This is a genomic window from Streptomyces sp. NPDC000594 (assembly GCF_040299965.1).
Classification (GTDB): domain Bacteria; phylum Actinomycetota; class Actinomycetes; order Streptomycetales; family Streptomycetaceae; genus Streptomyces.
In genome coordinates, this window is sequence record NZ_JBEPCY010000031.1 from 35,032 (window position 1) to 55,513 (window position 20,482).

The 20,482-nt window shown below is 73.8% G+C and carries 18 protein-coding genes and 1 pseudogene; 11 read left to right on the forward strand and 8 right to left on the reverse strand.

All coding sequences use genetic code 11. From position 1 onward, the window contains the following. Nucleotides 1–114: 114 nt before the first annotated feature. Nucleotides 115–813, reverse strand: a complete 699-nt coding sequence (locus tag ABT354_RS29940) for a uridine kinase family protein (RefSeq protein WP_351499511.1) — start codon at nt 811–813, stop codon at nt 115–117. Between the two features lie 294 nt (nt 814–1,107). On the opposite strand from ABT354_RS29940, the gene ABT354_RS29945 reads away from it, so the two are divergent. From ABT354_RS29945 to ABT354_RS29960, 4 genes and pseudogenes are all read left to right on the forward strand, one after another. Beyond that, nucleotides 1,108–2,469 carry a C39 family peptidase gene (locus ABT354_RS29945; RefSeq protein ID WP_351499513.1) on the forward strand — a complete coding sequence of 454 codons (1,362 nt, stop codon included), beginning with the start codon at nt 1,108–1,110 and terminating at the stop codon, nt 2,467–2,469. A gap of 179 nt (nt 2,470–2,648) precedes the next feature. Further along, nucleotides 2,649–2,807 carry an SCO1431 family membrane protein gene (locus tag ABT354_RS29950; protein WP_351499515.1) on the forward strand — a complete coding sequence of 53 codons (159 nt, stop codon included), beginning with the start codon at nt 2,649–2,651 and terminating at the stop codon, nt 2,805–2,807. Between the two features lie 86 nt (nt 2,808–2,893). Further along, nucleotides 2,894–3,520: pseudogene (locus ABT354_RS29955) on the forward strand (TetR/AcrR family transcriptional regulator); the annotation flags it as partial. 464 nt (nt 3,521–3,984) lie between these two features. After that, on the forward strand, nt 3,985–5,157 hold the full coding sequence (locus ABT354_RS29960; RefSeq protein WP_351499517.1) for an acyl-CoA dehydrogenase family protein: 1,173 nt from the start codon (nt 3,985–3,987) through the stop codon (nt 5,155–5,157). 154 nt (nt 5,158–5,311) lie between these two features. Here ABT354_RS29960 and ABT354_RS29965 read toward each other — a convergent pair whose 3' ends face one another. Further along, the gene (locus ABT354_RS29965) at nt 5,312–5,701 is read right to left on the reverse strand and encodes a hypothetical protein (protein WP_351499518.1); all 390 of its coding nucleotides are present in this window, start codon (nt 5,699–5,701) and stop codon (nt 5,312–5,314) included. 202 nt (nt 5,702–5,903) lie between these two features. On the opposite strand from ABT354_RS29965, the gene ABT354_RS29970 reads away from it, so the two are divergent. The 4 genes from ABT354_RS29970 to fxsA all read left to right on the forward strand — a co-directional run bounded on the left by ABT354_RS29970 (nt 5,904) and on the right by fxsA (nt 10,019). Continuing rightward, the gene (locus tag ABT354_RS29970; RefSeq protein WP_323448465.1) at nt 5,904–6,344 is read left to right on the forward strand and encodes an Lrp/AsnC family transcriptional regulator; all 441 of its coding nucleotides are present in this window, start codon (nt 5,904–5,906) and stop codon (nt 6,342–6,344) included. A 96-nt stretch (nt 6,345–6,440) separates the two neighbouring features. After that, the gene (locus ABT354_RS29975; protein ID WP_351499520.1) at nt 6,441–8,078 is read left to right on the forward strand and encodes an amidohydrolase; all 1,638 of its coding nucleotides are present in this window, start codon (nt 6,441–6,443) and stop codon (nt 8,076–8,078) included. Nucleotides 8,079–8,607: 529 nt separating this feature from the next. Next, a complete protein-coding gene (locus ABT354_RS29980; protein WP_351499522.1) occupies nt 8,608–9,393 on the forward strand; it encodes a polyprenol monophosphomannose synthase in 786 nt (261 codons plus the stop codon). 35 nt (nt 9,394–9,428) lie between these two features. Then, nucleotides 9,429–10,019: an FxsA family membrane protein gene (fxsA, locus tag ABT354_RS29985; protein ID WP_351499524.1), complete on the forward strand. Its 591-nt coding sequence runs from the start codon at nt 9,429–9,431 to the stop codon at nt 10,017–10,019. Nucleotides 10,020–10,318: 299 nt separating this feature from the next. On the opposite strand, the gene ABT354_RS29990 is transcribed toward fxsA, so the two are convergent. From ABT354_RS29990 to yczE, 4 genes are all read right to left on the reverse strand, one after another. Continuing rightward, on the reverse strand, nt 10,319–10,693 hold the full coding sequence (locus ABT354_RS29990) for an RNA polymerase-binding protein RbpA (protein WP_114627560.1): 375 nt from the start codon (nt 10,691–10,693) through the stop codon (nt 10,319–10,321). A 267-nt stretch (nt 10,694–10,960) separates the two neighbouring features. Further along, nucleotides 10,961–12,313: an MFS transporter gene (locus ABT354_RS29995; protein ID WP_351499526.1), complete on the reverse strand. Its 1,353-nt coding sequence runs from the start codon at nt 12,311–12,313 to the stop codon at nt 10,961–10,963. A 94-nt stretch (nt 12,314–12,407) separates the two neighbouring features. Beyond that, nucleotides 12,408–13,178 (reverse strand): glycerophosphodiester phosphodiesterase family protein, encoded by a 771-nt coding sequence (locus tag ABT354_RS30000; protein ID WP_351499528.1) that lies wholly within the window; start codon nt 13,176–13,178, stop codon nt 12,408–12,410. Further along, nucleotides 13,175–13,939 carry a membrane protein YczE gene (yczE, locus tag ABT354_RS30005; RefSeq protein ID WP_502983526.1) on the reverse strand — a complete coding sequence of 255 codons (765 nt, stop codon included), beginning with the start codon at nt 13,937–13,939 and terminating at the stop codon, nt 13,175–13,177. Before yczE ends, ABT354_RS30000 begins: the two co-directional genes overlap by 4 nt. A gap of 169 nt (nt 13,940–14,108) precedes the next feature. On the opposite strand from yczE, the gene ABT354_RS30010 reads away from it, so the two are divergent. Continuing rightward, nucleotides 14,109–15,608 (forward strand): SCO1417 family PLP biosynthesis transcription factor, encoded by a 1,500-nt coding sequence (locus tag ABT354_RS30010; RefSeq protein ID WP_351499530.1) that lies wholly within the window; start codon nt 14,109–14,111, stop codon nt 15,606–15,608. Between the two features lie 133 nt (nt 15,609–15,741). Here the strand turns inward: ABT354_RS30010 and ABT354_RS30015 are convergent, their stop codons facing one another. Together ABT354_RS30015 and ABT354_RS30020 are read right to left on the reverse strand one after the other, a co-directional pair. Beyond that, nucleotides 15,742–17,433 carry a hypothetical protein gene (locus tag ABT354_RS30015; protein WP_351499589.1) on the reverse strand — a complete coding sequence of 564 codons (1,692 nt, stop codon included), beginning with the start codon at nt 17,431–17,433 and terminating at the stop codon, nt 15,742–15,744. Nucleotides 17,434–17,628: 195 nt separating this feature from the next. Then, a complete protein-coding gene (locus ABT354_RS30020) occupies nt 17,629–17,823 on the reverse strand; it encodes a hypothetical protein (protein ID WP_323448473.1) in 195 nt (64 codons plus the stop codon). 455 nt (nt 17,824–18,278) lie between these two features. Between ABT354_RS30020 and ABT354_RS30025 the strand changes: the two genes are divergently transcribed. Further along, nucleotides 18,279–18,671, forward strand: a complete 393-nt coding sequence (locus ABT354_RS30025; protein WP_351499532.1) for an ankyrin repeat domain-containing protein — start codon at nt 18,279–18,281, stop codon at nt 18,669–18,671. A 333-nt stretch (nt 18,672–19,004) separates the two neighbouring features. Beyond that, entirely contained in the window at nt 19,005–20,423 is a 1,419-nt protein-coding gene (locus tag ABT354_RS30030) for a HEAT repeat domain-containing protein (protein ID WP_351499534.1), read from the forward strand. Nucleotides 20,424–20,482: the final 59 nt, after the last annotated feature.

Genomic DNA, 20,482 nt, shown 5'->3' on the forward strand with positions numbered 1-20,482 from the left:
GGCCTGTTGAGGGCAGAACGAAGCCCCCGGTCACGGGGGAACAACCGGGGGCTTCGTGTTTGTGGCAGCTCCAAAGCCGCACATTGAGAACGTAAGCCCGTTAAGGCCCCTCGGTCAAGCAGAGTTCGGGCAGTCCTGCGGCAGATTTCCGACTGGTCGGTTTGGCGCGGATGTGTCGTCACCGAGCGTAAGGAATTGGCTCTCGCCTGCGGTTGCGCGAGGGCCCGGCGTCATGCGGTACCCCTGGGGACACTCCTGTACCAGGACATCGGCGAACGGGCGGGAGGGGTCGTCGGCGAAATGGCGGGTCTCCGCCACCGTCCAGCCGTCCCAGAAGGCGCTCAGCCCGCTGCCGTCGCGGTGGCGCCCGCGCCGCCAGGAGCCCTCGGCGTCACGTTCCATCCAGAGCACCGCGGCGAGCAGGGGGCGCAGCTCCCGCCGTCCGGCGCCGACGCCCTCGATCAGCACGATGGGGGCGGGGGGGAGGGCGCGTGGTGGGGAGAAGTGGCGTGCGGTCCAGTTGTACGGCGCGTAGTACCCGGTCCTGCCCCCGGCCAGCGGCCCGGCGAGCTGGGAGCGGAACCGTGCGGTCCAGGCGAAGGGCTCCGCATGGCTGGCCAGGTCGTCCAGATGGAGGACGGGGACAGATTCGGTGTCGGGGCCAGGGTCGCCGGTGGCGAGGGCGGTGGCGAGGCGTGCGGTGAAGGTGCTCTTGCCCGATCCGGCGTGTCCGTCGACGCCGATCAGCCGCACCGGGCCGCAGGAGGGCGGCAGCGCGCGCAGGGTCCGGGCCAGCCGGTCGAGGGCGTCCATCCGGCCAGCCTACGCACCGGGGCGGGCCGGGCGCCGGGCGCCGGTGCGGGGTCAGGGGGCCAGAGGGGCAGGGGGTCGTGGGCGGCCGGTTCCGGTGGGGCGGTACAGGAGGGGAGCCGCTCCCGGGCGCGGACGCTGGCCGGAGGGGGCGGTTCCCGAGATAGTGGCCGCTGTCTGTGTCTGTACCCGTGCCTGTGTCTGTACGTGTGTCTGTGTTTGTACCTGTGCCGGACCGACCACGGCCCCGGCGGTCGTACGACCGCCGCCCGGCCGCCGACGACCAAGGGGGAACCCATGCCCACATCGCGCCGAACCGTCCTGTCCGCCGCGGTCGGGACCCTGACGGGGGCGGGTGTGCTCACCGCGGGTCCCGCCGCCGCCCGGGCCCCCGGCTCCACCACCGCCCCGGGCCGGGCCGCCCGCACCCCCGGCGTGGACAACCGCTTCTGGAGCTCGTACCGGGACTGGGGCCGGGGCACCCCCGACGGGGTCCGGGCCGTGGCGGCCCCGCGCCCCGGTGTGGTGATCGCCGACCCGGCCGGCCGGCGGGAGTACGCCGATCCGCACACCGGCCGTACGGCGGTCTGGGAGTACGCCACCTGGACCTCGCCCTCGCACCGGCCGGCTCTCCCGGCGACCGAGATCATTCCCTCCTGGAACGCCGACACCCCGCCCGGCACCTGGATCCAGGTGGAGGTGCGTGCCGGGTACGCGGGCGGCGGCTCGACACCGTGGTTCGTCCTGGGCCGGTGGGCGGCGGGCGACGGCGACATCCGGCGCACCTCGGTGGACGGGCAGGGCGACGGGCGGGCGAGTGTCTGGACGGACACCCTCTCCGTGGACGACGCGGCGGCCGGCCCCCGGCTGGTCTCCTACCGGCTGCGGGTCACCCTCTTCCGCAGGCCCGGCACCCGGCTCACCCCGGTGGTGCACCGGGTGGGCGCCATGGCCTCCGATGTCCCCGACCGCTTCACCGTGCCCGCGTCCGAGCCCGGCCCCGCCCGGGAGCTGGTGGTGCCCCGCTACTCGCAACATGTCCACCTCGGCCGTTACCCCGAGTACGACAACGGTGGCGAGGCGTGGTGCAGCCCCACCTCCTCACAGATGATCATCGAGTACTGGGGGCGGCGCCCGGCCCCCGCCGACCTCGCCTGGGTCGACCCCGCCTACTCCGACCCCCAGGTCTGCCATGCCGCCCGGAGCACCTATGACCACCGGTACCGGGGGTGCGGGAACTGGCCCTTCAACGCGGCCTACGCGGCGGCCTACCCGGGGATGAACGCCGTGGTCACCCGGCTCGGCTCGCTGACGGAGGCGGAGCGGCTGGTCGGCGCCGGGATTCCGCTGATCACCTCGCAGTCCTTCCGCGCCGAGGAGCTGACCGGGGCGGGGTACGGCACCTCGGGGCATCTGATGACGGTGATCGGCTTCACCGCCGACGGCGATGTGATCGCCAACGACCCCGCGTCCCCGCACAACGGGGCCGTGCGGCGGATCTACCGCCGCCGGGAGTGGGAGAACATCTGGCTGCGGACCAAGCGGCACACCGCCGAGGGGAAGACCGCCTCCGGGAGCGGCGGGGTCTGCTATCTCTACTGGCCGCAGCAGCCCACGGGCGCCCAGCGCCGGGCCCTGAAGGACCTCGGGATCCGCTGAGCCCAAGGCCGTGACGGCCCTCGGGATCGGCTGAGCCCCGGGCCCGGCCCCGGCCGGGTGCCCGGGGGAGTGACCTGGCTCCTACCCCGGACGCCCGGCCGCTGGCACTGTGGTCGGGTCGGCCGGCGCCCCCGGTGCCGGACCGGCGCATCAGCCCCACGACCCGAGCGAGCCCGATCATGAGCACAGGAACCCCCTCCGCCGCGCTGTCCCCCACCACCGCCCGCAGCCGCACCGGCGGCCCCGACGACGACCGCTCCGAGCTGGTCGAGCACATCGCGGGCTGGGTCCTGGTGGTCGTCGTCGCGATGCTGGTCACCCGGCTCGGTCTGCTCTAGTCTTCCGGGTCCTCGGCGGCCACCCCATGGGGGTGGCTTCCGTCCGTGCGCGGAGCCGCTGTCCGCGCGCGGCATAGGGTCGCTGTGTGCAGAACGACGAACGGCGGGCCGCCGCCGAAAGGCCCCGGACCCGCCGCGCCGAACTCATCGCGACCGGGCGGAAGTTGTTCGCCCATACCTCCTACGACGCCTTGTCGATGGATGACATCGCGCGTCAGGCGGGTGTGGCGAAAGGACTGATCTACTACTACTTCACCAGCAAACGCGGTTATTACCTCGCCATTGTCGAGGATTCGGTCGCCGGTCTCGTCTCCCGGGCCACCCAGGACCCCGAACTCCCGGGCGCGGAACGGGTGCGGCGTACCGTCGACGGATATCTCCGATACGCCCAGAACAATGAGGCCGCTTTCCGTACCATCGCCACCGGCGGGGTCGGTTTCGACACCGATGTGCAGTCGGTGCGCGACGCGGTACGGGAGGAGCTGGTGGCCGCCGTCGCCGAAGGGGCCTATGGCACACGGGAGATCCCCGCGACCGCCCGGCTCGCGCTCATCGGCTGGCTCGCCTCGGTGGAACAGATCGCCCTGGACTGGCTCGGACATCAGGACGACCCGGGGCGCGACGTTCTGTGCGAGCTGCTGACCTCCCTGCTGAGAGCCACCCTGGTGACCGTCGCGGAGTTCGTCCCCGAGCTGCCCGTACCACCGTTCACCCCCGCCGTACCGCCGCGGACGGAGCCACGGCAGGAGCCACGCCAGGAGTCCCGGTCGGAACCACGGCAGGAGTCGCGGCCGGAACCGCGGTCGGAGCCGTGGCCGGGGGCGGACCCCGCCCGGCCCGGGAACCCGGCCTTCCCATAGGTCTGGACCATTATCGAATTGACGCGGGGGGATTTCCCCCGGGCCTTCCGGGGAATCCTTCTCGCACCCCTCCCGCACGCCCTCGCACCCTCTCTCACTCTCGAACGGGCAATCGGCCTACGGGGCCGTGCGGAAAAGCAGATTTCCGCACTTCGCCCGTGACGGAAGTCTGTTGATCGGGCATACTCGACGCGCCACCGCCGCATGCCGTCCACCGCGATCCGGAGGGCGGCGACGGCACGGCGAAAGACCCGGCGGGGCGCGCCGAAACCCCGAGCGCGCGACGCCCCGGGCCCGACAGTGAGGAGAGCGCCGCTATGTCCGACCGCGTTCCGCAGCCGGTGGATCGAGAGCTGCCCACCGAGGAATCCCAGGAACTCCTGGCGCTGGCGCGCGACATCGCCCAGCGGGAGATCGGGCCGCGCGCGGCCCAGGAGGAGGAAGCGGGCCGCTTCCCCCGGGAGGTCTTCACCCTGCTCTCCGGATCGGGCCTGCTCGGCCTCGTCTACCCCACGGAGTACGGCGGCGGGGAACAGCCCTACGAGGTCTACCTCCAGGTCCTGGAGGAACTGGCCGCCGCCCGGCTGACGGTGGGGCTCGGTGTCAGCGTGCACACCCTCGCCTGCCACGCCCTCGCCGGCTACGGCACCAAGGAGCAGCGGACCGAGTGGCTGCCCGACATGCTCGGCGGCGGACTCCTGGGCGCCTACTGCCTCTCCGAGCCCTCCTCCGGCTCCGACGCCGCCTCGCTGCGCACCCGGGCCGTCCGGGACGGCGACGACTGGGTCATCACCGGTACCAAGGCATGGATCACCCATGGCGGTATCGCCGACTTCTATACGGTCCTCGCCCGTACCGGCGCCGAGGGCCCCAAGGGCATCAGCGCCTTCCTGGTGCCGGGCGACGCGCCCGGACTGACCGCCGCCGCGCCCGAGAAGAAGATGGGCATGAAGGGCTCACCCACCGCCCAGCTCCACTTCGACGGGGTACGGGTCCCCGACGCCCGGCGGCTCGGCGAGGAGGGGCAGGGCTTCGCCATCGCGCTCTCCGCGCTGGACTCCGGCCGGCTGGGCATCGCCGCCTGTGCCGTGGGCATCGCCCAGGCGGCGCTGGACACGGCGGTCGGCTATGCGGCCGGGCGCCACCAGTTCGGCCGCGCCATCGCCGACTTCCAGGGGCTGCGCTTTCTGCTCGCCGACATGGCGACCCGGGTCGAGGCGGGCCGCGCGCTCTACCTTGCCGCCGCGCGCCGCCGTGACCGGGGCGTGCCGTTCTCCCGGGAGGCCGCGATGGCCAAGCTCTTCTGCACCGACGCGGCCATGGCGGTGACCACGGACGCCGTTCAGGTGCTCGGGGGCTATGGCTACACGACGGACTTCCCGGTCGAGCGGCTGATGCGGGAGGCGAAGGCGCTCCAGATCGTGGAGGGCACCAACCAGATCCAGCGCATGGTCATCGCCCGCCATCTGGTGGGGCCCGAGACGCGCTGAGCGTCCGGCGGGACCCCAAGGGCGCGCCGAGCGGCGTCCGGCGGGACCAGGGGCGGGCCGGAGGGCGTGCGGTGGCACCGGGGACGCGCGGGGACCCGCCGTCCTTCCATGAGCCCGCCGGACCGTGGTCCGGCGGGCCGGTGACCGGCCCGGATCAGGCGGCGTGCCGGCGCAGCGGCTGCGAGCCCGGCCCGCCGACATGCGAGAACGGCTGCATCCGCCAGTCCAGCCCCTGAGGGAGCGTCAGCAGCAGCCCCATCTCCTGCTCCTGGGGGGCGAACCCGTCGTCGGCGGGGCTCGCCTGCGCCGCCGGGCGCCCGGTGCCGCCGCACACGGTCAGCCCGAACGGGTTCCACGGAGTGGGGCAGAGCGCGTGCTCCGGGAGGACGTCCTCCTCGGCGAGCAGGGCGATCGGCTGGGAGCAGTCCGGGCAGACCACCCGGTACATCTCAAAGGTGTCGTACGCGTCGAACTCGTCGATCCCGTCCTGCTCGGCCGGATCAAGAGGCTCCGTTACGGCACGGATATTTCTGACATTCTGCATGGGTTCTCCCCCTCGGGTGGGCCAACCAGGCTCATGTGGCCTCGACCACACCAAGCACTTCCCATCGCGATCGGTGGGTAACCGTCGGGTCACGGTCCAGAGCCTCGCACTTCTGTGGTGTTCGTCACATGTTCGGTCCGGTGGCCCCGGTGGGCGCCATCCCGCTGTGCCGGAAGTCGCTCCGGCCCTTAAGTTGATCCACATGGAGGACCTGGATCGTCAGATCGTTGAATTGCTCGTCCGGGACGGGCGCATGAGCTACACCGACCTCGGCAAGGCCACCGGCCTCTCCACCTCGGCCGTGCATCAGCGGGTCCGCAGGCTGGAGCAGCGCGGTGTCATCCGCGGCTATGCGGCGGTGGTCGACCCCGAGGCGGTCGGGCTGCCGCTCACCGCCTTCATCTCGGTCAAGCCGTTCGACCCGAGCGCCCCGGACGACATCGCCGAACGGCTCGCCGGGGTCCCCGAGATCGAGGCGTGCCACAGCGTCGCCGGGGACGAGAACTACATCCTCAAGGTACGGGTCGCCACCCCGCTGGAGCTGGAGCACCTGCTCAGCAGGATCCGCTCGCTGGCCGGGGTCTCCTCCCGCACCACCGTCGTCCTCTCCACCCCCTACGAGGCCCGCCCGCCCCGCATCTGAGCCGCGCCGGGCGGCTCGGGGCCCCGGCGCCCTCGGGGGACACCGGCCGGGGCCCGGCACGCGGCCCGGCGCACCGCCCGGCCTAGGCTGATGCCCATGACCGAGAGCACCGCCCTCCCCGGCGAGCACCGCACCACGCTGCTGCGCGGCGGAGAAGTCCACAGCCCCGCCGACCCGTTCGCCACCGCGATGGTCGTGGAGCGCGGCCATGTCGCCTGGGTCGGCTCCGAGGGGGCCGCCGACGCCTTCGCCACCGGGGTGGACGAGATCGTCGACCTCGACGGAGCGCTGGTGACCCCGGCGTTCACCGACGCCCATGTGCACACCACCGCCACCGGCCTGGCCCTGACCGGGCTCGATCTGAGCGGCGCGAGGAGCCTGGCCGACGCCCTCGCCCTGGTACGGGAGCACAGCGCGGGCCGCCCCGGGGGCCAGGTGCTCCTCGGCCACGGCTGGGACGCCGCCCGCTGGCCCGAGCGCCGCCACCCCACCCGGGCCGAGCTGGACGCCGCCGCCGGCGGGCGCCCCCTCTACCTCACCCGGATCGACGTCCACTCGGCCGTCGTCTCCACCGCCCTGCTCGACCTGGTCCCCGGGGTCACCGGACTCGACGGCCACCACCCCGACGGGCCGCTCACCGGCGACGCCCACCACGCCGTACGGGCCGCCGCCCATGGTGCCGTCACCCCCGCCCAGCGCGAGGCCGCCCAGCGCGCCGCCCTGGCGCGGGCCGCGTCGCTGGGCATCGGCACCGTCCATGAGTGCGCCGGGCCCGAGATCTCCGGCGAGGACGACTTCACCGGGCTGCTCGCCCTCGCGGCGGCCGGCACCGGCCCGCGGGTGGTGGGCTACTGGGCCGAGGCCATCGCCGGCGCGCGGGGCGCCCGGCGGGTCCGGGAGCTGGGCGCCGCGGGCGCGGCCGGCGATCTCTTCGTGGACGGCTCCCTCGGCTCCCACACCGCCTGTCTGCACCGCCCCTACGCCGACGCGGGACACACCGGGGTGTCCCATATCGACGCCGACACCATCGCCGCCCATGTCACCGCCTGCACCGAGGCGGGGCTCCAGGCCGGTTTCCACGCCATCGGGGACGCCGCCGTCACCGCCGTCGTCACGGGGGTACGGGCCGCCGCCGAGCGGGTCGGGCTCGCCCGGGTGCGCGCCGCCCGCCACCGGGTGGAACACGCCGAGATGATGACCCCCGAGACCATCGCCGCCTTCGCCGAGCTGGGGCTCACCGCCTCCGTGCAGCCCGCCTTCGACGCCCTCTGGGGCGGTGACGAGGGCATGTACGCCGACCGGCTGGGGGTGGACCGGGCGAGGACCCTCAACCCCTTCGCGGCGCTGCTGCGGGCCGGGGTGCCGCTGGCGCTGGGCTCCGACTCCCCGGTCACCCCGCTGGACCCCTGGGGCACCGTCCGGGCCGCCGCCTTCCACCGGACGCCGGAGCACCGGATCTCGGTCCGGGCCGCGTTCACCGCCCACACCCGGGGCGGCTGGCGGGCCACCGGCCGGGACGACGCCGGGATCCTGGTCCCCGGCGCCCCCGCCGACTACGCCGTGTGGCGCACCGGTGACCTGGTGGTGCAGGCCCCCGACGACCGGGTGGCCCGCTGGTCCACCGACCCCCGCTCGGGCACCCCCGGACTGCCCGATCTCACCCCCGGCGGCGAACTGCCGGTCTGTCTGCGGACGGTGGTCGGCGGGCGGACCGTCTGGGAGCGCGGGATGTGACCCGGGATGTGACCCGGGTGGTGACCCGCTGAACGGGTGACGTGCGGAGCTTCCGTACCCCGGGACGGTCCCCGGGGTGGTCGGCCGCGACCTGCGGATCTTCGCCGGAGAGGCGACTGAATGCCGCAAACCGCGCAGATCGCACGACTGTTGACATGGAGCGGCCGGTGGCCGGTAGGTTCGGCCGCGTCCACCACAGGACGTCCGACCGGCAGACCTCCGCGCTCCCGTCGAACGCCGCTGGGCCATGGGGCTGTGCGCCGCACCGGGCACGGCCACTGGGAGCCAGGCCCGGCGACCGCCGCGCCGGGCGCGAGGGAAGGTTTTTGCCGGGCGGCGGGTGCGACCCGGACGGGGTCCGGCGTTCAGTAGACAACGGCTCTCGGTCGACCCGCAGCCAGCGGGTTCCAGGTCGGCCCGAAGGAGGCCGGACCCCTCCGCGCGCACCCCCGGCCGTCCGTGCCGTCGCGGAGGTGGTGCCGACGATCGCTAAGGTGGTCCCTGAGCACGGACATCAAAGGGGCCAGCAGTGAACGACGGCGCTAGGGACAGCGAAGCCCAGGGAAAGCGGTACGGGCCGCTCGGCAGATCCTTGGTGATCATCCCGACCTACAACGAGGCCGAGAACATCGAGGCCATCGTCGGCCGGGTGCGCGAGGCCGTGCCCGACGTGGATGTCCTCGTCGCCGACGACAACAGCCCCGACGGCACCGGCAAGATCGCCGACGAGCTGGCCGGGGCCGACGCCCAGGTGCACGTCCTGCACCGCAAGGGCAAGGAAGGGCTGGGTGCCGCCTATCTCGCGGGCTTCGCCTGGGGGCTGGAGCGCGACTACGGCGTACTGATCGAGATGGACGCCGACGGCTCGCACCAGCCGGAGGAGCTGCCCCGGCTGCTCACCGCGCTCCGCAACGCCGATCTGGTCCTCGGCTCCCGCTGGGTCCCCGGCGGCCGGGTGGTGAACTGGCCCAGGTCCCGCGAGATCCTCTCCCGGGGCGGCAGCACCTACTCCCGGCTCTTCCTGGGCCTGGCCATCCGCGATGTCACCGGTGGCTTCCGCGCCTTCCGTGCCGAGACCCTCCGGGGCCTGGGGCTCGACCAGGTGACCTCGCAGGGCTACTGCTTCCAGGTCGACCTCGCCCGCCGGGCCGTCGCCTCCGGATATCACGTGGTGGAGGTCCCGATCACTTTTGTGGAGCGGGAGCACGGCGACTCCAAGATGAACCGCGACATCGCCATCGAGGCGCTGTGGCGGGTGGCGGGCTGGGGCGTCTCGGATCGCGCCAACCGGCTGCGGGGACGCTCCACCCCCTGACGACGCTCCGACGGGCCGCCAGGCACACTGGGAGCATGACGACCGGTGCCATGCCCCCGACCGCCCCCGGACCCCGGCGCTCGCGCGCCCGCACCCTGCTCCCGCTCGGCGTCGCCGCCTGGCTGGTGCTGGAGATCTGGCTGCTGACCCTGGTGGCGGCCGAGGCCGGCGGGCTGGTGGTGCTGGCCCTGCTGGTCGGCGGTGCCGTCGTCGGCGGCGCCGTGGTCAAGCGGGCCGGGCGCCGGGCCTTCCAGGGGCTCACCGAGACCCTCCAGCGCCAGCAGGCGGGCCAGGCCCTTCCCGCCGACGGCGGGAAGGGGAGCGGGGGCAATGGCTTCCTGATGCTCAGCGGGCTGCTGCTGATGCTCCCCGGACTGATCTCCGACGCGGTGGGGCTGCTTCTGCTGCTGCCGCCGGTGCGCTCCCTGCTGAAGCGCTCGGCCGAGCGCTCGCTGGAGCGCCGGATCCGCCGGGCCGCGCCCGGGGGCCTGGAGGACGTCCTCCAGCAGGCCCGGATGCACCGCCCGGACGGGAAGGTGGTCCAGGGCGAGGTGATCCGCCAGGACGGCACGCCCGAGCCCGGTCCGGAGCGCAACGACGGCCCCCGGCCCCCGCTGACCCCCTGATCCCGCCCCGCCGCCGCTGAGCCCCCGCTGCCGCCCCTGATACCCCTGCTCGGCGCCCGGGGCGCTCAGCACCCCCGGCCCGGCGCCCGGGACGGGAGCAGGCTCCGGGGTGCGGCCAGGGCCGTGCGCGGACATGGCCCGGCGCAAAGACGTGGCTCAGCCGGAGAGCGGACGTGGCGGCTCAAGGGGAAATAAACGCACAAAGCCGCGGGCCGGTGCGCACCCTGAAGTGCCCACCGGCCCGCGGCTCTGCATCACCGCTCGCGCGCCGGGCCCGAAGCCCTGACGCGGAGGTGCCGCTATGCGGACTTCCTGCTGTCGCGCGGATGCACGGCGATGTTCATGGCACCGGAGCGCAGGACGGCCAGCCGCTCGGCCAGCACCTCCTCCAGCTCCTCGCGGGTACGCCGCTCCATGAGCATGTCCCAGTGCGTGCGCGCCGGCTTGCCCTTCTTCTCCTCGGGGCCGTCCCCGTCCACCAGGAGTGCCAGGGCGCCGCACGCCTTGCACTCCCACTCCGGCGGAATTTCCGCCTCGACCGAGAACGGCATCTCAAAACGATGTCCGTTCTGGCATGCGTACTCCACCGCCTGGCGCGGGGCCAGATCGATGCCGCGGTCCGTCTCGTAGCTGGTAACCACGAGGCGCGTGCCGCGGAGAGCTCGCTCACTCATGAATCGTGCCTCCCGGGCTTGTCGCCCACAGGACAGGTGTCGCTGTCGTCGTCATCCGGTCAACGTCCGGTCGGCCGTAAAGATTCCCGTTCCGGGTCATGCGTCGCCCGTCGTGCCGCTGCTTTCCCAAGGTTGGGGTACCCACCAGTGCCCGGTTTGTCACATCTGACAGAAAGTGTCACCCACGGATTCCACTTCCCCCCTGTGCGCAGTAACGGTCCGCCTGGCAGGCCAAACGCGTACACTACCGCCCTTTCCCCGCACCGTCTAAATCCGGTCCGGTACGGGATTGCCCGCCGCCGCCACCGCCCGGCGCACGGGCACCCGGGCGAGCAGCACGAATCCCACCCCGAAGAAGACCACCAGGGAGACGATCGCGTCGCGATAGCTCCCGGTCAGCTGGTAGGCGAGGCCGAAGAAGAGCGGCCCGAGCCAGCTCAGCCCGCGGTCGCTCAGCTCGTACGCCGCGAAGTACTCGGCCTCCTTCCCCCGGGGCACCAGATGGGAGAAGAGCGACCGCGACAGCGCCTGGCTGCCGCCCAGGACCAGGCCGATCGCCACCGCCAGCGCGTAGAACCACGCGGGGGACCCGGCGGGCAGCACGAACCCGGCCACCAGGATCAGGATCCACACCACCAGGGAGCCGAGGATCGCCCGTTTCGCGCCATGGGTCCTGGCCAGCCGGGCCATCAGCAGCGCCCCGGCCACCGCCAGCACCTGGACCAGCAGCACCGCCGTGATCAGTGTGGTCTGGTCGAGCCCCAGCTCCTCGGAGCCGTAGATCGACGCCTGGGAGATCACGGTCTGGATGCCGTCGTTGTAGAAGAGATAGGCGAGGAGGAAGGAGAGGGTCAGCGGATGGCGCCGCATGTCCTTGAGGGTCGCCGCCAGCTGTTTCAGCCCCGAGCCCGCCCCGGCCCGGCCGCCGTGCCCGACCGCCCGGTCCCGCAGCCGCCGCAGCGGCACCACGGTGAACGCGCCCCACCACAGCCCCGCCGTCGCCAGACAGATCCGTACCGCCTCCGCCTCCGACAGACCGAACCGCTCGTGCCCGCCGTAGAGCACCAGATCGGCGACGAGGACCAGGGCGCCGGAGGTGTAGCCGAAGGCCCAGCCCCGGGAGGAGACCCGGTCCCGCTCGGCGGGGGTGGCGATCTCGGGAAGATAGGCGTTGTAGACGACCATCGACACCGCGAGCGACGCATTGGCGACGATCAGCAGTCCGGCGCCGAGCAGATAGCGGTCGCCGCTCACGAAGAAGAGGCCCGCCGAAGCCCCCGCGCCGGTGTACGCGGCGGCGGCCAGCAGCGGCTTCCGGCGCCCGGTACGGTCCGCCCAGGCGGCGGCGAGCGGCATCAGCAGCACCGCCAGCACCACCGATGCCGAGATCGCGTAGGCGAAGAGCGACCCCGCCCGGATCGGGATCCCCAGCGGACGCACATACCCCTCGGCGTCCGCCGCGGCCTTGGCCACCGAGGTCAGATAGGGCCCCAGGAAGACGGTGACGACACTGGTCGAATAGACGGAGCAGGCGAAGTCGTAGACGTACCAGCCGCGTTGCTCCCGCCGTCGGTCGCCGTCCACCTGGTCGGTCGTGGCATCCGCGGTCTCGGCGGCCATCCGGCCTCCCCCCTCTGCCGGGCCCCGGGGGACCCGTCGGGCCGGCCGGGCGGACCCCGGGAAGAGCGCGCCGGCCCCCGCCCGAGGGCAGGGGTCAGACCCAGGCTCCCCGCTCGGTCAGCACCGTGCGCAGCGTCTCCAGTCGATCGGTCATGATGCCATCCACCCCCAGGTCGAGGAGTGCCCTCATCCGCTCCGGTTCGTTCACCGTCCAGACATGCACCCGCAGCCCGTGTGCGTGGGCCTCCCGGACGAAGCGCCGGTCCACCACCCGGATCCCCGCCCGGCTCTCGGGCACCTGGGCGCAGACCGCGCCCCGCCGCAGCGCCGCCGGGATCCCCAGCGAGCGCAGCCGCAGCGCCGCGATGCCCCGTATCCCGTACGAGGTGGCCAGCCGTCCTCCGGCGAGCCGGGCCGTGCGGGCCAGCCGGGCCTCGGAGAAGGAGCCGACACAGATCCGGTCCCACGCACCGGTCCGGCGCACCAGCTCCACCAGGGGGGCCACCGAGGCCGCCGCCTTCACATCGACATTCCAGCGGGCGTCGGGGAACTCCTCCAGCAGCTCCTCGAAGAGCGGCAGCGGCTCCCGCCCCCCGACCCGCGCCCGCCGGACCTCGCTCCACGGCAGCCGGGCGATCGGGCCGCGGGCGTCGGTGACCCGGTCCAGCGTCGCGTCGTGGAAGGCCACCAGACGGCCGTCGGCCGTGGTGTGCACATCGGTCTCGAACCAGCGGTAGCCGAGACGGGCGGCCCGGCGGAAGGCGGCGGCCGTGTTCTCGAAGCCGTCCGCCGCCCCGCCGCGATGGGCGAAGGGCAGCGGGGCGGGATGGTCCAGGAAGGGATGGAGGGCGGCGGCGGAGGTCACCGCCGCAGTATCGCGCGCGCCCGGGTGACCGCGGTGCCCCGCTCCCTCTCCTGCTCGGGCGCGGTCTCCTGCTCTGGCCCGCCTCCGGTACCGGCACCGGAGGCGACGATCCGGCCGGCGCCGTCCCCCTCGGGCACCGCGAAGAGCCGCAGCGAGAACTGGGCGATCGGCCCGATCGCCAGCGCGTACAGCACCGTACCGATCCCCACCGAACCGCCGAGGACAAAGCCCGTGGCCACCACGGTCACCTCCAGCCCCGTCCGCACCAGCCGGATCGAGCGGCCCGTGAGCCGGTGCAGTCCGGTCATCAGACCGTCGCGCGGCCCCGGGCCGAAACGGGCGGCGATATAGAGGCCGGTCGCGATGCCGTTGAGCACCACCCCCGCGACCATCAGGGGTATCCCGAGCGCGAGCCCATGGATCTGGGGGAGCAGGGCCAGGGAGCCGTCCATCGCCAGGCCGATCACCACCACATTGGAGACCGTGCCGAGGCCGGGGCGCTGCCGGATGGGGATCCAGAGCAGCAGGACCGCCGCGCCCACCAGGATCGCCATGGTCCCGATGGAGAGCCCGGTCAGCTCGGAGAGGCCCTGGTGGAGCACGTTCCAGGGCTCCAGACCCAGCCCGGCGCGGACCAGCAGCGCGGAGCTGAACCCGTACAGCAGCAGTCCCCCGTACAGCTGGAGCAGTCTGCGGGGCAGCCGCCGGGAGCGGGCGCCGGTATCCGTCCCGGTGGCATCGCCGGCCTGGGTGGCAGGGATGGTGTCGGTGGCCGTCGGGGGAGCCACGGGCGGTACCGGCGGCGCGGGCTGTGCGGACTCTGTGGACACGGTGGTGGCCCCTCTGGTGATTCTGGACTGACCCATGACACTCTGTGGCTACGGAACAGATGGCAACCATGGCCAATTCCGGGAAGGTGGACTTATTTCCATGACCCAATGGACCTCCACGGTGGGAGTGGTCCAGCTGGCCCGGCAGCTCCGCACCCAGCAGCCCCGCCCGGCGGGACCCGGTACCCGCAAGCCCCCCGCCTACCGCGCCCTCGCCGACGGTGTACGCCTGCTCGTCCTCGAAGGACGGGTCCCGGTCGCGGCCCGGCTGCCCGCCGAACGCGAACTGGCCCTCGCCCTCTCCGTCAGCCGTACCACCGTCGCCGCCGCCTATGAGGCCCTGCGCGCCGAGGGCTTTCTGGAGTCCCGCAGGGGAGCCGGCAGCTGGACCGCCGTACCGGCGGGGAACCCGCTGCCCGCGCGCGGTCTGGAGCCGCTGCCCCCCGAGTCGCTCGGCTCGATGATCGACCTGGGCTGCGCCGCGCTGCCCGCGCCCGAGCCCTGGCTCACCCGCAGCATCCAGGGCGCGCTGGAGGAGCTGCCGCCGTACGCCCACACCCACGGCGACTACCCGGCGGGCATCCCGGTGCTGCGCCGGATGCTCGCCGACCGCTACACCGAGCGCGGCATCCCCACCATGCCCGAGCAGATCATGGTGACCACCGGGGCGATGGGCGCCATGGACGCGCTGTGCCATCTCTTCGCCGGGCGCGGGGAGCGGATCGCGGTGGAGTCCCCCTCGTACGCCAATATCCTCCAGCTGATGCGGGAGGCCGGGGCCCGGCTGGTGCCGGTGGCGATGGAGCCGGGGCTGGCCGGCTGGGACATGGCCCGCTGGCGCCAGGTGCTGCGGGACGCCGCGCCCCGGCTGGCGTATGTCGTCGCCGACTTCCACAACCCCACCGGGGCCCTCGCCGACGAGGACCAGCGCCGGGCGATGGTGGACGCGGCCCGCTCGGCCGGGACGGTCCTGGTGGTGGACGAGACCATGACGGAACTCCGTCTCGACCCGGGGACCGAGCTGCCCCGGCCGGTGTGCGCCTTCGACCCGGCGGGCTCCACGGTGGTGACCGTGGGGTCGGCGAGCAAGGCGTTCTGGGCCGGGATGCGGATCGGCTGGGTCCGGGCCGCCCCCGATGTCATCCGCTCGCTGGTGGCCGCGCGGGCCTACGCGGACCTCGGCACTCCGGTACTGGAGCAGCTGGGGGTGCACTGGCTGATGCGGACCGGTGGCTGGCAGCAGGCGGTCGCCATCCGCCGGGACCAGGCACGGCAGAACCGCGACGCGCTGGTGGCGGCGGTCCGCAGGGAGCTGCCGGAGTGGGAGTTCGCGGTGCCGGCGGGCGGGCTGACGCTCTGGGTGCGTACCGGGGGGCTGTCGGGCTCCCGGCTCGCCGAGGTGGGGGAGCGGGTGGGGGTCAGGGTGCCGTCCGGGCCGAGGTTCGGGGTGGACGGGGCCTTCGAGGGCTTTGTCCGGCTGCCGTTCACGGTCACGGGGGCGGTCGCCGACGAGGCGGCGAGCCGGCTGGCCGCCGCCGCCCGGCTGGTGGAGACCGGGGCGGCGACGGGGGCGGAGGCACCCCGTACCTTCGTCGCCTGAGCTGTCTGGGCCGCCTCGGCTGCCTGAGCTGCCTGGGCCGCCTGGGCTGACTGAGCCGCTTGGGTCTTCCGGGCCGCTCGGGTCTTCTGGGCCTCCTCGGGCGGCCGGGTCGGCCGGGTCGGCCCGGGGAGGCTCAGCCGTCCGCCGCCACCGGGGCCCCGGTCAGCTCCTCGGCGGTCAGCGGTCCGCTCACTGTTCCGCTCACCGGTCCGGCCTCCGGGGGCTTGCCGAAGGGGGCGGGGCCGTCCCGGTCCGTCCGCGCGGGGGATCCCCCCGTACCGCCCCGCCGTCCCTCCGTACCGCCCGGTCGTTCCGTGTCGCCGGGGCGCTCCGGCAGCAGGGCGAGGACCGCCGCGCGGTGCCGTTCGTCCGCCGTGTCCTCGTACGGGTCCGGGGTGGCCGGCACCTGGAGCCGCAGCACCGGCCCGCCGCCCAGCCGGACATAGCCGCGCCCCGGTGGGACATCCGGGGTGGGTGTGGTGTGCGGGGCCGTGCCGAGGACCGCCGCGACCTCCTCGGGGCCGGCCTCCCCGAGCACCACCCGGGCCCGGGTGTGGGCCCGTACGGTTTCCCCGAGGGCGTCCAGCGCGTCCGGCTGTTCCGCCACCACGACCGTGACCGAGGCCGGCCTGCCGTGCCGCAGCGGCACCTGGAGCAGATCCTGGGGGCCGGCCCGCCCGTCGGTGGCGGTCGGCTCCCCGAGGGCGGCTGGCCGGTCGACCAGGATCCACAGCGGCCGCCGGGTGTCCTCGGGCGCGGGCCGTCCCGCCTGCCGGGCGCGGTTGATGGCGATCAGCCGCCGCTCGGTCTCGTGCGCCGCCCACTCCAGGCTGCTCCGCGCGCCCGCCGGCCCGCACTCCACCGCCAGCACCCCGGCCCGCCCGGTCAGACAGGCGTACTCACCGGTCCCGCAGCCCTCCACGATCAGGACATCGCCGTACGGCAGCACCTGGAGTGCGAGGGAGCGCAGCAGGGTGGTGGTGCCCGCCCCGGGGCCGCCGACGGCCAGCAGATGCGGTTCGGCGGAGCGCGGTCCGGTGCGCCAGATCACCGGGGAGGCGTCCCGGCTCTCCTCGCCGTCGGTCACCGGGACGGTACGGCGTACCGCGTCCTCGTCGGTGAAGCCGAGCACGGTCTCGCCGGGCGCGGTGACGAAGCGCTGGGCCGCGACGGTGGTGGAGAGCGGCGGCAGCACCCGCATCAGCAGCTCATTGGCCTCCTCGTCCCAGTCGAAGCGGTACTCACGGCCCCGGCCCGACTTGGCGTGCAGCACCTGTTCGATCCGGGCCCGGGAGGCGGCCTCGCCGTCGGTGAAGTAGGCGGGGTAGACGATCCGCAGCCCGGTCGGCCGGCCGTCGCCGTCGAAGGCCGGGTCGCGCAGCACACCGGACCAGGAGCCGCCGTGGTGGTAGAGGGGCTCGGGGTCGTCGGGCACCGCGAAGTAGGGCACCAGGGCCTCGTACAGCGACTGGAGGCGGGCGGTCTCGGCCGGGTCGGGCCCGGTCCGCGCGGGGGCCCGCTCCCGGCCCGCCCAGCCCGCCGCGCCCATCAGCGCGATCAGGGCGAGGACCGGCCCGAACGGCAGCATGCCGACCCCGAGGAGACATCCCGCCACCAGCAGCACGGTGGGGCCGCGCCGGTCCTTGGGCGTCGCGGACCAGCCGCGGCGGGCCCTTCCCGCCAGCCGGCGCAGCCCGCGGCCGACCGTGATCAGGGGTTGCAGGACATCGACGGCGCCGTCCGCGGTGGTGCGGGCGATCCCCCTGACGCGGGCGAGCTGTGCGGTGGTGCCGGCCAGCACGCGGGGGAGGGGTCGCCGGGCCACATCGGTCTCCTGGGTCATGGATGGACAGATCGGTTACGGGGTGCTGTGCGGGTGTACGGGGGTGTTGTGCGGGTTACGGGGGTGCCGGCGGGCGCCGCGTCCGGTGCGGGGCGACGGGAACCGGCTCGGGGTCCGGTGCGGGGTGGCGGGACGCCGGGGACCCGGTGGCTCCGGGCCCCGGCGGCCGGCACGGACTCAGAACTTGATGCCGCCGAGGAGGCTGGCCAGGCTCTGGGTGCCCGCGTCGATGCTGGGGGCGATGGCGGTGCCCGCCAGGAAGAAGCCGAAGAGGGCGCAGGCGACCGCATGGGATGCCTTGAGCCCTCCCTTGCGGAAGAAGAGGAAGACGATGATCGCGAGGAGGACCACGCCCGACATCGAGAGGACCATGAGTTTTTCTCCTGGGTGAGGGGACAGTCACCATCAGTTCTTCCAGCCTCACAGAAAGGATCTATGCGACAAAAGGTGCAAATGGGTGAAAGCGTTGATGAATCACTTCAATGGAGTAGATGGTTGCGCCCAACGACGGTCCCGCCGACGGAGTCACGACCGGGCTCCACGGGGTGTCCGCCCCCGTACCGCCGCTCGCCCCGGCCCGCCGGGGCCCCGGTCCCGGCCGTCCCCGCACCCCTGTCGGCGGCCTCCGCCGGCGGCCTCCCCCCGCGGCTCCCCCGGGGGGTCGCTCCGCCGTACGGGCCGTGCCGCAGCCCCGGACCGGCCGGAACGCCCCCGGCACGGGCGGGCGGGGCAGTAACCTGTCCCGGTTCACCCGTACGGCCGTCCCCGCCGTGTGCGCCCCAGGTCAACGCGGTACACCTCAGATCCAGCGAAAGGCGGACCCTCCGATGAGCGAGTCCCCGGACCCCGAAGTCATCGCACTCGCGACCAAGGTCTTCGACCTCGCCCGGCAGGGCGAGACCGAGCAGCTGGCGGCCTATGTCGACGCCGGAGTCCCCGCCGATCTCACCAACGATCGCGGCGACACCCTGGTCATGCTCGCCGCCTACCACGGACACCCCGCCGCCGTCGAGATCCTGCTCGCCCGTGGCGCCGACCCCGACCGTGTCAACGACCGCGGTCAGACCCCTCTCGCCGGGGCCGTCTTCAAGGGCGAGGACGCCGTCGTCCGCGCACTCCTCGCCGGCGGTGCCGACCCGTCGGCCGGAACCCCCTCCGCCGTGGATACCGCGCGGATGTTTGGGAAGACAGAGCTTCTGGAGCTGTTCGGCAGCGACTGACCGCCGTCGCGTACGGCACCGGCGGCATCCGTGCCCGCCGGCCGCGCGGCGCCGGCACCCCACCCGCCGCCCCCGCGCACCACCGTGGAACGCCCCGCCGACGGGCGTCGTAAATGTGGTCGCGGTGGCGATATGGGTGGGTCATCATGACGTACGGCCCTGTCCCGGACAACACCGGGAGTTCCCCTGGGGCCACCGACGAGAGGCAGGAAAATGCTCACCACCAAGCGCATGACGCGGACGCAGACGACGCTCGGCCGCCCCATCTGCTGCGGCGCTGCCTAGGCCATCCAGTCCCCGGTTGCGTCGAGAGCTTGATGTGAGGCTTTCCCCATGTTCGATCCAGTCATAGCGCCGAGCGGCACGCTCCTCGGTCTGCTCCAGAGGGGCCGCGGAGACGGCACGTTGCACGCGCTCGCCGCGCCTCGCGACGAGGCGCTCGCCGCCCTCAACCACTGCGTGCTGAACGACCCCCGCCACGACTGGCAGGTGGAGAACCGCTCCCTGTACTACGCACGTCTGTACCTGGATCTCCACGGCGGTCTGGAGGAGATCGAACGGCATCTGCGCGATCCCGACGACCTGATCCACGACGACGAGAACCGCACCGGTCTCGCGCTCGCGGTCCTCGGGCACCTCGCCGCCTACGATCGCCCGGACGCCCTCGCACTGCTGCGCTCCTACGCGGCCACCGGCGCCAACTGGGCCTGGGCCCTGGACGAGCTGGCCCTGCGCGACGACGACGCGGGGCTGCGCGCCCTGGCCGGTCCGGTCCTCGCCCGCTTCCCGGACACCCCGGAGGGCAATGCCGAGCTGGCGGCCACCGTGCGCGACGCCTTCGAGCCCCGCCCCTGGCGGCTCTGGGCCGACGACCCGAGGCCGGCGGTGGGGGCCAGGGTGCGTGCCGCCCAGGAGGCCGGATCCTTCGACCGCTGGCAGCGGCAGATGCGGCCCACCGGGCCCCGTCCCGGCTGGAGCGTCCAGGCCGTGTTCGACTGGGCCGACCAGGGCCTGGAGCGCGGTACACCGCTCCATGTCCCCGCGGCCCGCTGTCTCTCGGCGGTCGCCGGGCCCGACGACCGCGACGCCATCGTGGCGGTCGCCCGTGCCGGGTCCGACGGCGCCCGCTGTGCCGCCCTGCACTATCTCGCGCAGTCGTCCGACCCGGTCGTCCTCGATCTGATCGAGACGGCGGTGACCATCGGGTCGGCCACGGTCGCCGAGGGCGCGATCTCCGCGTTCGAACGCATGTGCGGCGAGGCGGCGGTCGAGCGGGCCCGTGGGTGGGTGCACCGCCCCGACGCGCTCGGTACCTCGGCGGCGGGTGTCCTCGCCTGCCGGGGCGGGGCGGGTGACGACCGGCTGGTCCTGGGCGCGCTGCGGGAGACCGTGCGCTCCCACGGCCCGGACGCCCCGGCGCTCTGGACCCTGGTGGACGGCGCCGGACGGCTCGGCATCAGCTGCGCCGCCCCCGTACTGCGCCATGTCTACCGCGAGACGGCCTCCTCCCATCTGCGCGGACGCGCCGCCCGTGCGCTCGCCGCCACCGATGGCTCCTTCGCCACCGGCTTCGCGGTCGAGTGCCTCTGGGACTGTGAGGAGACCACCCGGGAGGTCGCCGCGCTGCACGCGGAGACGGGGGACATCCGGGTCGCCGAGCGCCTGCGGCGGCTGGCCGCGGATCCGGCCGAGGAGGCCGAGGTGCAGACGGCGGTCCGCAGCAGGATCGGGCCCGACCGCCCGGTGGTCTGAGACCGGGACCGACGGCCGTGGGGCCCCTCGCCGCGTGATGGCGAGGGGCCCTGCGGATG

Bases quoted from the DNA above. Each gene is read 5' to 3' on its own strand.
- ABT354_RS29940 (WP_351499511.1), bottom strand. From the start codon at position 813: ATGGACGCCCTCGACCGGCTGGCCCGGACCCTGCGCGCGCTGCCGCCC.
- ABT354_RS29945 (WP_351499513.1), top strand. From the start codon at position 1,108: ATGCCCACATCGCGCCGAACCGTCCTGTCCGCCGCGGTCGGGACCCTG.
- ABT354_RS29950 (WP_351499515.1), top strand. From the start codon at position 2,649: ATGAGCACAGGAACCCCCTCCGCCGCGCTGTCCCCCACCACCGCCCGC.
- ABT354_RS29960 (WP_351499517.1), top strand. From the start codon at position 3,985: ATGTCCGACCGCGTTCCGCAGCCGGTGGATCGAGAGCTGCCCACCGAG.
- ABT354_RS29965 (WP_351499518.1), bottom strand. From the start codon at position 5,701: ATGCAGAATGTCAGAAATATCCGTGCCGTAACGGAGCCTCTTGATCCG.
- ABT354_RS29970 (WP_323448465.1), top strand. From the start codon at position 5,904: ATGGAGGACCTGGATCGTCAGATCGTTGAATTGCTCGTCCGGGACGGG.
- ABT354_RS29975 (WP_351499520.1), top strand. From the start codon at position 6,441: ATGACCGAGAGCACCGCCCTCCCCGGCGAGCACCGCACCACGCTGCTG.
- fxsA (WP_351499524.1), top strand. From the start codon at position 9,429: ATGACGACCGGTGCCATGCCCCCGACCGCCCCCGGACCCCGGCGCTCG.
- ABT354_RS29990 (WP_114627560.1), bottom strand. From the start codon at position 10,693: ATGAGTGAGCGAGCTCTCCGCGGCACGCGCCTCGTGGTTACCAGCTAC.
- ABT354_RS29995 (WP_351499526.1), bottom strand. From the start codon at position 12,313: ATGGCCGCCGAGACCGCGGATGCCACGACCGACCAGGTGGACGGCGAC.
- ABT354_RS30010 (WP_351499530.1), top strand. From the start codon at position 14,109: ATGACCCAATGGACCTCCACGGTGGGAGTGGTCCAGCTGGCCCGGCAG.
- ABT354_RS30020 (WP_323448473.1), bottom strand. From the start codon at position 17,823: ATGGTCCTCTCGATGTCGGGCGTGGTCCTCCTCGCGATCATCGTCTTC.
- ABT354_RS30025 (WP_351499532.1), top strand. From the start codon at position 18,279: ATGAGCGAGTCCCCGGACCCCGAAGTCATCGCACTCGCGACCAAGGTC.
- ABT354_RS30030 (WP_351499534.1), top strand. From the start codon at position 19,005: ATGTTCGATCCAGTCATAGCGCCGAGCGGCACGCTCCTCGGTCTGCTC.